Source organism: Actinoplanes sp. CA-252034, from assembly GCF_050956125.1.
GTDB lineage: Bacteria > Actinomycetota > Actinomycetes > Mycobacteriales > Micromonosporaceae > Actinoplanes.
Window position 1 is genome coordinate 8,278,011 of the sequence record NZ_CP191846.1, and the last position, 14,585, is coordinate 8,292,595.

The 14,585-nt window shown below is 73.5% G+C and carries 10 protein-coding genes; 1 reads left to right on the top strand and 9 read right to left on the bottom strand.

The features are described 5' to 3' along the window. From ACQPZW_RS37485 to ACQPZW_RS37525, 9 genes are all read right to left on the bottom strand, one after another. Entirely contained in the window at positions 1–5,361 is a 5,361-nt protein-coding gene (locus ACQPZW_RS37485) for a type I polyketide synthase (RefSeq protein ID WP_433790748.1), read from the bottom strand. After that, positions 5,358–5,696, bottom strand: a complete 339-nt coding sequence (locus ACQPZW_RS37490) for an acyl carrier protein (protein WP_433790749.1) — start codon at positions 5,694–5,696, stop codon at positions 5,358–5,360. The genes ACQPZW_RS37485 and ACQPZW_RS37490 overlap by 4 nt, the downstream gene beginning before the upstream one ends. Positions 5,697–5,749: 53 nt before the next feature. After that, on the bottom strand, positions 5,750–6,484 hold the full coding sequence (locus ACQPZW_RS37495) for an SDR family NAD(P)-dependent oxidoreductase (RefSeq protein WP_433790750.1): 735 nt from the start codon (positions 6,482–6,484) through the stop codon (positions 5,750–5,752). After that, a complete protein-coding gene (locus ACQPZW_RS37500; RefSeq protein WP_433790751.1) occupies positions 6,481–7,836 on the bottom strand; it encodes an ANL family adenylate-forming protein in 1,356 nt (451 codons plus the stop codon). Before ACQPZW_RS37500 ends, ACQPZW_RS37495 begins: the two co-directional genes overlap by 4 nt. 11 nt (positions 7,837–7,847) lie before the next feature. Further along, entirely contained in the window at positions 7,848–9,848 is a 2,001-nt protein-coding gene (locus ACQPZW_RS37505) for an amino acid adenylation domain-containing protein (protein ID WP_433790752.1), read from the bottom strand. Next, positions 9,845–10,987 (bottom strand): acyl-CoA dehydrogenase family protein, encoded by a 1,143-nt coding sequence (locus tag ACQPZW_RS37510; RefSeq protein ID WP_433790753.1) that lies wholly within the window; start codon positions 10,985–10,987, stop codon positions 9,845–9,847. Before ACQPZW_RS37510 ends, ACQPZW_RS37505 begins: the two co-directional genes overlap by 4 nt. A 4-nt stretch (positions 10,988–10,991) precedes the next feature. Then, on the bottom strand, positions 10,992–11,261 hold the full coding sequence (locus ACQPZW_RS37515) for an acyl carrier protein (RefSeq protein WP_433790754.1): 270 nt from the start codon (positions 11,259–11,261) through the stop codon (positions 10,992–10,994). Positions 11,262–11,303: 42 nt separating this feature from the next. Continuing rightward, positions 11,304–12,161: a 3-hydroxyacyl-CoA dehydrogenase family protein gene (locus ACQPZW_RS37520; RefSeq protein ID WP_433790755.1), complete on the bottom strand. Its 858-nt coding sequence runs from the start codon at positions 12,159–12,161 to the stop codon at positions 11,304–11,306. Between the two features lie 65 nt (positions 12,162–12,226). After that, positions 12,227–13,450: an ACP S-malonyltransferase gene (locus ACQPZW_RS37525; RefSeq protein ID WP_433790757.1), complete on the bottom strand. Its 1,224-nt coding sequence runs from the start codon at positions 13,448–13,450 to the stop codon at positions 12,227–12,229. Between the two features lie 413 nt (positions 13,451–13,863). On the opposite strand from ACQPZW_RS37525, the gene ACQPZW_RS37530 reads away from it, so the two are divergent. After that, complete coding sequence (locus ACQPZW_RS37530; protein WP_433790758.1) at positions 13,864–14,532, top strand: N-acetyltransferase family protein; 669 nt, start codon at positions 13,864–13,866, stop codon at positions 14,530–14,532. Positions 14,533–14,585: the final 53 nt, after the last annotated feature.

Below are 14,585 nucleotides of genomic sequence, written 5' to 3' on the forward strand. Positions count from 1 at the left end.
TCAGGCCTCCAGTCCGGACGCGTCGAGCAGCGCTTCGAGGGCGTCGAGGTCGGCGTCGTCGACACCGGCGGCCAGCAACTCGGCGGCCGCCTCGGGGGTGAGCTCGCCCGTGATGCCCGCCGCGGCTGCGGCATCGGGTGGGGTGGCTGCGGCATCGGGTGGCGGGGCAGCGGCGGGCCCGGCCGGGGCCAGCCCCGCGGCGAGGGAGTCGCCGAGCGGGCCGAGCCGGGCGCCGTCGATGAGCTGCTGCAACTGCAGGACATAGCCGGTGTCGGTGCGGACCCGGGCGCGGATCTCGATGGCGAGCATCGAGTCGAGGCCGTACCCGGCGAGGTCGGCGTCGGGGTCGAGGTCGACGGCCGGCATGCCGAGACGTTCGGCGACCACGGTGGCGAGATAGGCGCGGGCCTGGGCCGGACGGTGGGCCGGGTCGCCGGCGAGGAGCCGGTCCAGGGCGGCGGTGTCGGCGGCTGCCGTGGCGCGTACGCCGGCCGGCACGTTGTCGGTCAGAGCGCCGTGCGGCAGCCGGGCCAGGTAGGCGGGCCAGTCGACGACGGCGAGGCAGGCCTGCGCCACGCCGGAGCTCATCGCCGTGCCGAGCGCGGTGACCACCGCATCGAGACCGGCCGGGGTGAATCCGTTGGCGGTGAGCCGGTCGCGGTGCAGGGCCGGCATCCGGGCCGCCATGCCGTCGTCGAGCGGGCCGAGATCGGCGCTCAGCGCGGGCAGGCCGAGTCCTCGCCGGTGGTGGGCGAGACCGTCGAGGAACGTGTTGGCGGCGGCGTAGTGCCCCTGTCCGGCGGAGCCGAGCAGCCCGGCGGTCGACGAGGCCGTCACGAAATGGTCGAGGTCCAGGCCCCGGGTCGCCTCGTGGAGATGCCAGGCGCCGGTGACCTTGGGCGCCAGGACCCGCTCGAAGGCCTCCGGGGTGAGCCGGGACAGCACCGCGTCCTCGACGACTCCCGCGAGGTGGAAGACTCCGCGCAGCCGCTCGCCGCGCAGGCCGGCGATCAGCGCGTGGACGGCGGGGCCGTCGGTGACGTCGAGGGCCACGATGCGGGTGGGTGTGCCGGCCGCGGTCAGGTCGGCGGCGAGTGCGGCCACCTCCGCGGACCCGGTCCGCCGTCCGCACAGGATCAGACGGCCGGCGCCGGCCGCGGCCAGCCGGCGGGCCAGGTGCCGGCCCAGCGCGCCGAGACCGCCGGTGATCAGGTACGTGCCGTCCCCGGCCGCACGCAGTGGTACGGCCGGGTCGGGTGCCACGACCAGGAGCGGCCGGAACGTCACGCCCGCACGGATCGCGTTCTCCCCCGCGGAGCCGGTGAGCAGGCCGGGCAGCCGGGCGACCGAGCCCGCCAGGTCGGCCGGGTCCAGGTCGATCAGCTGGACGCCCAGCTCCGGGGCCTCCAGTGCAGCGGTGCGGGCCAGCCCCCAGATCGCCGACGCGAGCGGGCGGACCACGTCGGCCGGGCCGTGCACGGCGACCGCCCCGGCGGTGAGCACCGCACAGCGTTCGACGTGCGGGGCGGCCGCGACCAGGGCGGCGAGTCCGGTGAGCGCGGCCGGGGGCGTGGTCGCGGTGTCCGGAACGGTCAGGTCGAGAGCCGGGCAGTACACCACTCCGGTGGCCCCGGCGAGCCCACTCAGGTCGCCGGGCTCCGCCTCGGTGACTGTCGCTCCCCCGGCACGCAGCCGCTCGGCGATGTCGTGGCCGACCCCGCCCCGGTCGGTGACGACGACCCAGCGGCCGGCCGGGGTGGACGGGCTGTAGCCGCCCGGCCGGGGCTCCCAGCTCTGGTGGTGGACGGGGACGGGACGGGCCCGGCCGGTGAAGTCGCCGGTGACCCGCCGCAGCTCCAGGCCGGTCAGTCGGACCGGCCGGGTGCCGCCGGGGGCGGTCACCAGCACGTCGGCGACGAACCGGGCCGAACCGGCCGGCGGCCGCAGCCGGACGGTGACGACCGCGTCGTCCGGCACCGTGACGTGCGGGTCGAGCTCCGCCTGGTCGATCCGGAACGGCAGGTACAGGCCGTCGCCGTCCGGACCGGCGGCGATGGCGGCCTGGATGCAGGAGTCGATGAGCACGGCACGAGCCGGACGGCTGTCCGGGTCGAGTGCGGCCGGGCGGCGCAGCTCTGCCTCGGCGGTGTCACCGTGGCGGCGCATCCGGACGATCCACCGGAACGCGGGGCCCAGGCGCAGCCCTCGGGCGGCGAGCCGGTCGTACACGTCATCGCCGGTCTCGAAGGCCCCGGCGGCCGACGCCGCGTCGGGTGTCACGGCGTGCCCGGAGACGTCCTCGGCGGTCGGGGTCCGCAGCCGCGCCTCGGCGTGCACGTGCCACGCCCGGTCGATGTGCGGGTCGTCGCCCGGATGCAGGCCGAGCACGGTCGCGTCGTGTCCACCGCCCGTAGCGGGCCGTAGCACCACCTGCACCGGCGCCGCCGCCTCGGCCGGGGCGAGCGGCTCCGGGAAGATCACGTCGTCGGCGATCACCGGGGCGCCGGTGGTCTCGGCGAGACAGGCCAGGAGATAGGCGCCGGGCACGATCACGCGGCCGTGGATGACGTGGTCGGGCAGGATTCGCGGGGAGTCCGCGGCGATCGTGGTCTCCCATCGCCGCTCGCTGCTGTGCGGCAGAGCCAGCGGCCGCAGCGCGGGTGTCGCGGGCCGTGCCGGGCCGTCGCCGGAGGGCCCGGCCTGGGCCCAGTGCCGGTCTCGGGCGAACGGGTAGGTCGGTGCGGCGACCCGGCGGCGGCGCAGCGGCCGGTGGAAGGCGGCCCAGTCGACGGGCACACCGGCGAGGTCGAGCTGGGTGAGGGTGTGCTGCACGGTGGCGGTGTCCGCGGCCCGGGGCAACAGGGTCGGCAGCCAGGCCCCCGGCCGGCCGGGGGTCTGGGTACGGCCGAGCGCGGCCAGCCCGTTGCCGGGCCCGACCTCCACGAACCGGTCGAAGCCGTCGGCCAGCAGGGTGGCGATCGCCTCCCGGAACCGGACCGGGGCGAGCAGTTGCCGCGGCCAGTAGCCGGGCCCGACCTCGCCCGGTTCGGCGTAGCGCCCGGTGAGGATGGTGGCCAGCGGCAGCGACGGCTCATGGTGGGTGACGTCGCGGGCGGCCGCTGCCAGTGGCACGGCCGCGTCGGCGACGAGTGGTGAGTGGAAGGCGTGGGTGGTGTCCAGCGGCACCGTCGCCCAGCGGTGCCGGGCACAGGCGTCCCGGACCGCGTCGACGGCGTCGGCCGCGCCGGAGATCAGGTACCGGTCGGGGCTGTTGTAGCCCGCCACCGCGAGGTCGGTGACGTACGGGGCGACGAGGTGGTGCAGCGCCTGCTCGTCGGGGCAGGCGACGACGAGCATGCGGCCGCCGGTGGGGAGCCCGGCGATGATCCGGCCGCGTTCGGCGACCAGACGCAGCCCGTCGGCACGACTGATGATCGAGGCGGCGTGGGCGGCGGCGTACTCGCCGAGGCTGTGCCCGGCGACCGCGGCCGGCCGCACCCCCCAGACGGCCCACAGGTCGCAGAGGGCGGTCTCCAGCAGGAACATGGCCGGTTGCAGCAGCTCAGCCCTGCGCAGCAGGCCGGCCGAGCGGTCCGGGTCGAACAGCACGTCGGCCAGCGGGACCCCGGTCAGGTCGGCATAGGTGGCGGCGTCCCGATCGATCAGCTCCCGGAACGTGGGATGTCGCTGGTAGAGGTCCTGAGCCATGGCCGGGTACTGGGAACCCTGCCCGGAGAACAGGAACGCCACCTTCGGCCGGGCCGCGACCTGACCGGCCGCGCGGACGTCGGGAGCCTGGCCCTGGTCGCGCCACTGCCGTAACCGTGCGGCGGCGGTGGCCGGGCTCTCGGCCACGACGGTCACCCGGTGCGGCAGACGCCGCCGTCCGACGTGGCTGGTGTGCGCGAGATCGGCGAGGGCGGGGCCGTCGGTCGCGGTGAGCGCGTCGGCCCAGCGCCCGACCGTCTCCAACAGACCTTCAGGGGTACGGGCGGACAGGCTGATCGTCTCGACCGGCAGCGCTGCCGGGGCGGGCGGGGCCGGTGGCGCCTGTTCGAGGACGGCGAAGGCGTTGGTGCCGCCGATGCCGAGGGAGTTCACCACCGCCCGGCGTACCGGGGCCGTCCAGGGCTCCGGCGCCGACGGCAGGTACAGCGCGGAGTCGTCGATCCGCAGCCGAGGGTTGGGGGTACGCACGTGCGGGCTACCCGGGATGGTCGCGTGGTGCAGGGCGAGCACCGCTTTGATGAGCCCGGCCACGCCGGCAGCCGCCTCGGTGTGCCCGATGAGCGCCTTGACCGAGCCGATGGCGCACCGGGCGCCCGGCCCGACCGCCTTGCCGAGGGCGGCGAACTCCAGCGGGTCGCCGAGGAACGTTCCGGTGCCGTGCGCCTCCGCGTAGCCGATGGTGGCCGGGTCCACACCGGACACGGCGATCGCCTCGCGCATGGCGGCGAGCTGCCCGGACTCGCTGGACGCGCCGTAGCTGGTCTTGCCGCCGCCGTCGTTGGTGACAGCGGTCCCGCGGAGGACGGCGTAGACGGTGTCGCCGTCGCGGAGGGCGTCGGCCAGCGGCCGCAGCACGACGGCGCCGACACCGCTGCCGAAGACGGTTCCGGCGGCGGCGGCGTCGAACGGCCGGCAGCGGCCGTCGGGTGCCAGGATGCTGCCGTCACGGTGCAGATATCCCTGCTCGGCGGGCACCCGGACGGTGACGCCGCCGGCCAGGGCCGTGGCGCACTCGCCGGCGAGCAGGCTCTGCACGGCCAGGTGGACCGCCACCAGCGAGGTGGAGCAAGCCGTCTGCACGGCGAGGCTGGGGCCGGTCAGGTTGAGCTTGTAGGACACCCGGGTGGTGAGGAAGTCCTTGTCGTTGCCGAGGTGCTCGAGGGAGGCGGTGGTGTCCTGCGGGCGGGCGCCGGCCAGCAGTCCCGGCAGGTAGCCGGCCAGCACCCCGCCGGCGCCGGCGAAGACGCCGACCGATGCGGGCGCCGCGTCCGGGTCCAGCCGGCCGGCGTGCTCCAGGGCCGTCCAGCAGGTCTGCAGGAACAGGCGCTGCTGCGGGTCCATGATCGCGGCTTCCCGGGCGGAGTAGCCGAACAGGGTGGCGTCGAAGCGGTCGATGTCGTCGAGCAGGGCGGCCGACGGCACGTAGGCGGGGTCCTCGATCAGGGCGGGGTCGACGCCGGCGGCCCGCAACTGCCCGGTGGTGAGGTCGGTGAGGCAGTCGCGGCCGGCGAGGATGTTCGCCCAGTACGCGTCGATGTCGGGCGCGCCCGGGAACCGTCCGGCCATGCCGACGACGGCGATCCGCCCGTCAGCGAGAGCCGGGGTCTCGTTCCCGGCGGCGCCCGCGGTCACGGCCGGCCCTCGCGGGCGGCGGCACGCAGCGCGCGGGCGGTGGGGTCGACGGCGCGGCGGCCGGCCGGGGCCGGTTCGGTGGGCTGCGGCGCGAGGGTGCCGAGGTAGGCGGCGACGAGGTCGCCGACGGTGCGCACCGAGGTGACGGGGACGTCCTTGAGGAACGGGTCGTGGCCGACCTCGATCTCCAGCACGGCCACGATCCGGGCCAGGTCGAGCGAGCGCAGCCCCAGATCGGCGACGAGCTGCTGGTCCGCGGCGAGGTGTTCGCGCGGGCCGGCGACCTCGTTGACGACCTCCAGCACGACGCTGTGGACAACGGTCTCGACGTTCATGACGACCTCCCGGTCGGTGTGGCTCGGGCCGGCGGTACGGGGTACCACCGGCGTCAACAGGTGAAGCCGCCGTCGACCGGCACCGTCACCCCGGTGATGAAGCGGGCGTCGTCGGACAGCAGGAAGCCGAAGACACCGAGCAGGTCGCCGATGTCGCCGAGCCGGCCCAGCGGGGTACGCCGGGTGACCCGCCGGCGCAGGTCCGCGGACATGCCCTCGGTCATCTCGCTGTCGAAGTAGCCGGGGGCCACGCCCACCACCCGGATCCCGGCCGGGCCCAGCTCCCGGGCGAGACTGCGGGTGAGGCCGTCGAGGGCGGCCTTCGCAGCGCTGTAGACGGCGACGCCGGGCTGTCCGCGCAGGGCGTTGATCGAGGAGACGTTGATGACGCACCCGCCGCGACGGGCGATCATCGGTTTGACGCAGGCGCGGGTGAGCAGCACCGGCCCGGTGAGGTTGATCTCCAGGGTCCGGGTGATGTCCTCGGCCCGGGTCAGGGTCAGCAGCCCGTCCAGGCCGGTCGCGGCGTTGTTGATCAGAGCGTCGATGCGGTGGAAGCGGCCGGTGACCTCGGCGGCGAAGTCCTGGACGGCGTCCGGATCGGTCGCGTCGGCGCGGGACCAGAACAGCCGGTCCTCCCCCACGCTCTTGCGCAGTTCGGTCAGCTCGTCGGTCTCGCTGCGGCTGAAGGTCGCCACCCGGTGGCCACGGTCGAGCAGGTACCGGGTGAGCGCGAGCCCCAGGCCCCGGCTGCCGCCGCTGATCACGGTGACCGGCGCGTCACTCATCGGTGCTCCTCCTGTCGTTTGAAGCGGTTGCCGTACAGGGGGCCGTCGGCGATCACGAAGACCGCGGGGATCCGGTGCGGCGACATCCGGCCGGCACAGAAGGCGCGCAGCCTGCGGTTGAGCTCGCTGCGCGGCTCGGGTTCGAGCAGCTCGACGTAGGCCGCGATGACCTGCCCGGTGACCGCGTTGTGCCGGGACCCGACCACCACGTCGCGCACGTTGCCGGCCTGCAGCAGCACGTTCTCGACCTCGGTGGGGTGGACCTTCTCGCCGCCGACGTTGATGACCTTGGAGGTGCGGCCGACGATACGCAGGTAGCCGTCGGCGGCGGTCTCGACCACGTCGCCGGTGTTCATCCAGCCGTCGGCGTCGATCGGGGACTCGGCGTTGAGGTACCCGAGCATGGCCGAGGCAGACCGGATCCACAGCACCCCGTCGACGATCCGGGTCTCGAACCCCTCCCCGCCGACGCGCATCAGCAGCGAGTCCGACGACTGGGACCGGGTCGGCAGGATGCCGGTCTCGGTGAGCCCGTAGGTCTGCTTGAGCCGGACCCCGGGGAACTGCTCGCGGACGTGGGCGAGCGTGACCTCGCGCATGGGCTCGGTGCCGTAACTGATCAGCCGGAGCGACGACAGGTCGGCGTCGCGGTGGGCGCCGGAGATCAGCAGCATGTTGAGGAACGTGGGGGTGGTGGGCATCAGCTCGACGCGGTGCCGTTCGACGGCCCGGCAGACCGACGCGGCGGTGCGGTGCGGCTCCAGGACGGCGACGCCCCCGCTGAGCAGGGTGTGGAACAGCGTGTTCACGCCGCCGATGTGGTCGAGTGCCATGAACTGCAGCGACCGCATGGCCCGGCCGGGGGTCCGGAAGCGCTCGAGGAGGGTGGTCAGCGACAGCAGGGCGGCCTTGACCGCTCCGGTGCTGCCGGAGGAGAACAGCACCAGGCCGGGCTCGCCGTCCGCCCGCAGCCGTCGCAACAGCGCCGGCGTCTCACCGGCGGGCGGCTGCACGATGGTGTGCCGCCATCCTCCGTCGGCGCCGAACTCGAACACCGCCTCCACCCGGGCGATGTCCAGCCGCTGCTGTCGCTGTGCGGCGGGCGGATCGGCGGGGGCCACCGGCACCACGGTGTGCCCGCGCAGCATCAGCGCGACGATGAGGGCGATGGCCCCGGGCTGGGCGTCGGCGACGACAGCGACCGGCGCGCCGGCGGGCAGGCCCGTCTCCGGCAGCCGCTCCGTCCACCGCTGCGCCTCGGCGGCCAGTTCGGTGTAGGTGGTGGCGCCGCCGAAACCGGTCGTCGCCTCGCGGTCGCCGTACGAGCGCAGTCGTTCCAGTACCCACTGCATGGTGTCCCCGTTCAGAGTCTCTGCGCGACGGTGGCGACGAATTCGCGGTCCTGCAGCGCCCGGCGGTCGACCTTGCCGCTCCCGGTACGGGGGAACGCGTCGAACCGGTGATAGACGGCCGGGATCAGGTAGGCCGGCAGCCGTTCGGCGAGGTGGGCGCGCAACTCCCGGGCGCTGAGCCGGCCGGGATCGCCGGTGACCGAGGCGTGCAGCACCGCCAGGTCGGGTTCGCGCTGGTCGAGGTGAACGGCGCATTCGACCACACCGGGAGCGCCCAGGAGCTCGTTCTCGATCTCGGCCGGGTCCACCCGTACCCCTCGGATCTTGATTTGGAGGTCGGCTCTGCCGAGGAACTCCAGCTCGCCGGAGGGCAGGTGGCGCACGATGTCACCGGTGTCGTACATCCGGCCGTCGCCGTCGGACTCCGGCACGAACCGGGCCTTGGTGAGGGCCTCGTCGCCGAGGTAGCCGCGGGCCACACCGGCCCCCGCCACGTGCAGGACGCCGAAGAGGCCGGGCGGCAGCGGGTTGCCGTGCCGCAGCACATGACAGCGCGTGTTGTCGATGGGCTTCCCGATCGGCACGCGGCCGGACACCGGGCCGGGCGGACAGTCGTAGGCGGTGACGTCCACCGTGGTCTCGGTGGGACCGTAGAGGTTGACCAACCGGGTGCCGGCGCCCTCGAACAGGGCGGTGAAGGCGTTGACGGTCTCCGCGGGCAGGATCTCGCCGCTGGAGAAGATCCAGCGCAGGTGCGTGGGCAGGCTCTCGGCGCCGGCCGAGGCGAGATGATCGAGGTAGGCACGCAGCATCGACGGCACGAAGTGGATGACCGTGACGTTCTCCCGGTGCACGATCTCGGTCAGCGCCATCGGGAACTTCTCCATGCCGGGCGCGGGCAGGTGCAGCCGGGAGCCGCTGAACAGCCACCAGAACAGCTCCCACACCGACACATCGAAGATCGTCGGTGTCTTCTGCAGCAGCACGTCGCCGGGCCCGAGCGGGTAGCGGCGCTGCATCCAGGCGAGGCGGTTGACGACCGAACGATGCTCGACCATCACGCCCTTGGGCCGTCCGGTCGAGCCGGAGGTGTAGATGACGTAGGCCAGATCGGCGGCAGCGGAGACGCCGGTGGGCCCGGACGCGTCGCGGTACAGCTCCGGATCATCAAGATCGAAGACCTTCGCGGGTACGTCCGGAGTGGTCCCGCCGCCGACGGTGAGCACGACGGCCGCCCCGCTCTGCGCGACCAGCTCGGCGTTGCGCCGCACGGGCGCCTGCGAGTCCAGCGGAAGGTAGGCACAGCCGGCCTTGAGGATCGCGAAGACCGCCACCATGAACTGCGGGCACCGGTCTGCCAGCAGTGCCACCACCTGCCCGGGCTGGGCGCCGTGCCGGGACAGGTACCCGGCCAGCCGGGTGGACCGCTCGTCCAGCTCGCCGAAGGTCAGCCGGTCCTGGTCGGCGCTGATCGCGACCGCGTCCGGGCGTTCGGTGGCCTGCCTGCGCAGCAGCTCGTCCAGAGTCAGGTCGTCCGGGAAGTCGCGGGCCGTGTCGTTGGCGGCGGCCAGCAGCTCGCGGCCGGCGTCGTCGAGCAGCGGGATCCGCCCGACGGGACGGTCCGGTTCGCCGGTCATGGCGCTCAGCAGGCTCGGGGCGATGCGCCGGAGCAGGGTGGCGACCTCGTCGCCGGGGTCGCCGTCGTGCTCGACGGTCACGCTGTGCGGTGGCCCCGGGCGCAGCCGCAGCGTGTGCCCGTGCGGGGTGGCCGGGCCGTCCGGGGCGAGCGTCACCCGGAACACGGGCCGGTCGCCGTCCGGCGCCGGCGGGGCGTCGGCGATGCGCCCGGCCAGGGTGGCGGCGGTGTCGCCGGGACCGATCTCGAGCTCCACCGTCCGGGTGCCGGTCGCGGTGACCAGCTCCCACCGGCACGGTTGCGGGTAGGCGACATAGTCCACGGCCACGGCCAGGGCGGCCACCGCGAGCAGGTCGGACTCGTCCGGCACGGTCACCGCCCCCTCGTCGCGGCCCGCGCGTACTCGGGTGCGAGGGTGCGCTCGAGGATCTGGGTGGTCCCCTCGATGATGTTGAGGACCTTGCTGTCGCGGTAGGCGCGGGCCACCACACCGGACTCCAGCACACCGGACGAGCCGAGCAGCTGAACGGCCTGGGCGGTGTGCTCCTCGGCGGCGCGGCAGGCGAAGTACTTGGCGGTCAGCACCTGGTTGGTCGCCTCCGCGGTGCCGGCGTCGAGGGCCCGGGAGGCGCTCACGCACAGGTGCTCGGCGGCGGTCAGGTCGGCGCCCATCCGGGTCAGGATCGACTGGATCTGCCCGTACTCGACGATCGGCCGGTCGAACGCCCGGCGCCGCAACGCGAAGGCGGCGCAGGCGGCGAAGACGGCACGCAGCATGCCGACCGCCATCCAGGCCACGGCGTGCCGGCCGTGTTCGAGGGCGTGCGGGACGAGGACACTGAGCCCGAAGCCGTCGGCGCCGACAATCGCGCCGGGATCCACGGCGCAGTCGCGGAACTCCAGCCTGGCCAGGGCGGCGGCGCGCAGGCCGAGCACCGCGCCCATCGGCTGCACGCGCAGGCCGGGGTTCTTGCGGTCGACCAGGCAGCCGACCGGGCGGCCGTCACGTTGTGCCAGAACCAGGAAGACGTCGGCCAGACCGCCGAAGGTGATGTAGACCTTGGTCCCGTCGAGGACCGGGGCGTCGTGACCGGTCAGCGTGGTGGTGACGGCGGCCAGGTCGCTGCCGGCGTGCGGCTCGGTCATGCAGATCGCGGCGACCCGCTCGCCGGCGGCCAGCGGCGGCAGGACGGTGGCGCGGTGCTGGTCGCTGCCCCACCGGTGCAGGGTCTGCGTCATCATGCCGTGCACGTTGACCAGCGAGGCGAGTGACGCACTGGTGCGACCGAGCGCCTCGTACAGCAGGCCGGTGCGGATCGCCGTCCAGCCGCCGCCACCCACCTCGGCGGGCAGGGCGGCGCCGAGCAGGCCCTCGGCCGCGCACCAGCGCACCACCTCGTCGGGCAGCGTGCCGGCCTCCTCCCACCGGGCGGCGTCGTCCTGCCACGCCTCCGTGGTGAGGCGGATCAGCCGCTCGTGGTGCGCGACCTCGTCGGGGCTCAGCAGATGGTCCACGGCGCTATCGGGGCCCGGCGCCGACGGCCTCCTGCTTGCGCAGGACGAAGCCGGTGATCTTGTCGATGGTGGCGAAGTTGGCCAGGTCGAGGTCGTCCATGGTGACCTTGATCCGGAAGCGCTTCTCCAGGAACCCGAAGAGCCGTACGACGAAGAGCGAGTTGATCCGCCCGGTCTCGAACAGGTCCTCGTCGGCCGCCGGGGCGGGGCCGGTGTCGTGCTGGGCCAGGTACTCCCTGACCAACTGGTCGATCTCGGCTGCCGTCGCGCTCATCTGCCACTCCGTCTGTCGTCGCGTTCGTGTTCGCCGCACTGGTCAGTAGCGGTAGAAACCATTTCCGGACTTCATCCCGACCCGTCCCTCGGCGACCATCCCGCGCAGCAGGTCGCTGCACCGGAACCGCTCGTCGCCGGTGTTCTCGCGCAGGGCGTCCAGGGTCAGCGCCACCGTGTCGAGTCCGATCAGATCGGCGGTCTCCAGCGGGCCCATGCGGTGGCCGAAGCACTTGCGGAAGATCTGGTCGACCACCTGCGGCTCGACGCCCTGCTCCTCGACGACCCGGCACGCCTCGTTGAAGAACAGGTGCGAGATCCGGTTGCTGACGAAGCCGGGGAAGTCTCCGACCACGATCGCCTCCTTGCCCAGTTCGGCGAGGATCCCGGTGGTACGGCGCAGGCAGTCCTCCGAGGTGGCCGCGCCGCGCATCACCTCCACCGAGGTGATCGCGTAGGCCGGGTTCATGAAGTGCACGCCGATCACCGCGTCGGGCCGGGACGTCTCGGCGGCCAGCTTGCCGATCGGGATGCTGGAGGTGTTGACGGCCAGGATCGTGCCGGGCGCCAGCACCTCGTCGAGCAGCCGGTACAGCTGCTGCTTGGTGGGCCAGTGCTCGCTGACGTTCTCGACCACCAGCTCGCAGCCGGCCAGCCGGCCGAGATCGGTGGTGCACTCGACGGCGGCCAGCGCCTCGTCCACGTCCAGGCGCGGCAGTTGCGGGCGCATGGCCGGGCCGAAGCGGACCGCCTCGGTGAGGACCTCGCGGGCCCTGTCGAACTGCTCCGGCGCCTGGTCCACCAGGACGACCCGGAACCCGTGCAGCACGAAGTCGGCGCAGACGGTCCGGCCGATCGCTCCGGCGCCGACAACACCGATCGTGCGGACGGAAGCAGTCATCGCGGGGATTCTCCTGACGCTGGGATGAGCCGATGCGGTACGGGAACTGCGGGACCCCGGCGGTCTCAGACCTGCCAGGTCTTGCCGTCGAGGGCCCGGTTGAGCTGCCGGCGCCGCTCGGTGACGTCGGCGCCGCGGGCAGCGAGCACCGCGGACAGCTCGTGCAGGGCCTGCTCGGCGTCGGCACGGCCGGCCGCCCGGCGCTCGGTGTCGGCGCACAGGGCCGACAACCGCCGGTACGGGGCGGCCAGTGTCTCGCCGTCATGGCCCCGCACACGGGTACGGGTGCTGGCCGCCACCCGCAGGCAGCGGCGGATCAGGGGCGCGTAGTCGTCCGGCCCGATCCGGGTGCGGTCGACGAACGCCGGCAGGTCGGGCTCACGGTCCACCGGCCACGCCCGGATCTGCGGAGCGGCCTTGGCCAGCAGGAAGCTGAGCACGTTGCCGGGACCGGCCTCGATGGCGGAGCCGGCGCCCGCCCGTGCCAGCCGCCGCTGGACGTCGAGCCAGCGGACCGGCGAGACGAGCTGGTCGCGCAGCCGGGCCGCGCTCGCGCCCGGGTCGTCGTAGCCTCCGCCGTCCACCGTGGACAGCACCGGCACCGTCGGGGCGCCGAAGGCGACGCCGTCGAGCAGCTCGGCCATCGGCGCGACGGCGGGCCGCATCATCGGGCTGTGGTAGGGGCCCTCCATCCGCAACGGATAGACGACGGCACCACGCGCCTCCAGGTCACCGGCGAAGGCTCGCAGGTCGGCGGTCCGGCCGGAGATGGTCCCCTGCAACGGGGCGTCGTGGGCCGACACGTAGACCTCGATGCCGTCGGCAGCCCGGCGCTGGGCGCAGAGGTTGTCGACGACCGCCATGTCGAGGCCGATGACCCACATCATGGTGCCGTCCAACCCGTCGGCGACGGACCGGATGAGGCGGGCGCGGGCGGCGACCAGGCGCAGTCCGTCGGCGAAGGAGAGCACTCCGGCGCTGCACAGTGCCGAGTACTCCCCGAGGCTGTGCCCGGCGCACCAGGCGAACCGGACCCCGCACTCGACGGTCAGGACGCGATAGGTCGCCACGCTGGCGGCCAGCAGGCACAGCTGCGCGTTCTCCTGCCGGTTGAGCCGGTCGGCGTGATCCGGCTCCTGGCACAGCGCGACGATGTCCGTCCCCGTGACGTCCGAGGCCTCGGTCAGGGTGTCACGGTAGATCCGGTGCGCGCGAGAAAGGTCGCGCCCCATCCCGGAGTATTGCGAGCCGACGCCCGGAAAAAGGGCAGCGACAGCTGTCTCCGCCAACAGTTACTCCCCCGTGGAGATGATCGACTACGCGATGACGGTAGGCCGACGGCAATCACAGCGTCAAGCATTCATGTGCGCCAAATAAAAACCCGGGATGTCAATACCCGGGGCCACCTGCCAAAACGCGAGTTCAGGTCGCCGCAGCCTGGCACGACCCGGCTCGGGTACCACCGCGCCGGCGCCGACATGTCATACTCGTCGGGTCGGGGGCTCGCCGGCCGAGTCGGGGCAGATCCGCGATCATCGCTCGGTGCTTGTATGTTCAAGCAGCTCAGAGCATCTACGACTGCCGCGCCGAGCCGCCTCGCGCGCAAGCCTGGCTAGCGGCCACCGGGCGCCGCGTCTCCACCGGGCCGCCATTTTCGTGGCACTCGCAGAAAGCGCACAGCATGACGTGATAGGAACGCCTCATGCTCGTACGCCCCGCCACGGTCGGCGATCTTCGAGCTGTGGCAGAGATCCAGCAGAAAATCCATCCGTGCACGGCTCAGTCCGTGGAATCGCGTGAACGCGCATTCCTGACCGTAAATGAACGTTCCCGGGCGCGATATGTCGTCGCGGAGTTCGACGGCCGGGTCGCCGGTTACGCGAGCGCGATGCTCGATCACACCACCTCCGAGCCGGGCGCGGCTGTGCTCTCGGTCGGCGTGCACCCCCGACACCGGCGGCGTGGCGCCGGCACCGCCCTGCTCGCCGACGCCGAGGCGCACCTGCGCTCGGTCGGCGCGGTCACCGTCCGCGTATGGCGACCCGACGAGCAGGGCTCAGCCGTGTTCGCCGAACGCCACGGGTACCGGCGGCGGCGCAGCAGGCGATTCTCCGTCACCGACCCGCGCCAGGCGCCCCCGGCGGCAGCCGCGCCGGACGGGATGTGCCTGGTGGACCTGGACGAGGCGGGCCGCGACGCCGTCTACACGTTCGACCGCGTCGCCCCGCTCGACGAGCCCGGCGACCGCCCGGCCGGAGTGACCGCGGCCTACACCTCCAGCGACGCGACCAACACCCCCATGTTCGTCGTCAACGACCGGCTGGGATATCAGCCGGCCGCGACCGAGCACCCGGAGGTCCGGCAGGCCTGACCCTCCCGCAGCCGCCGGACCGGTTCCGGGCGCACCGGCGAAGGCCGGGACAC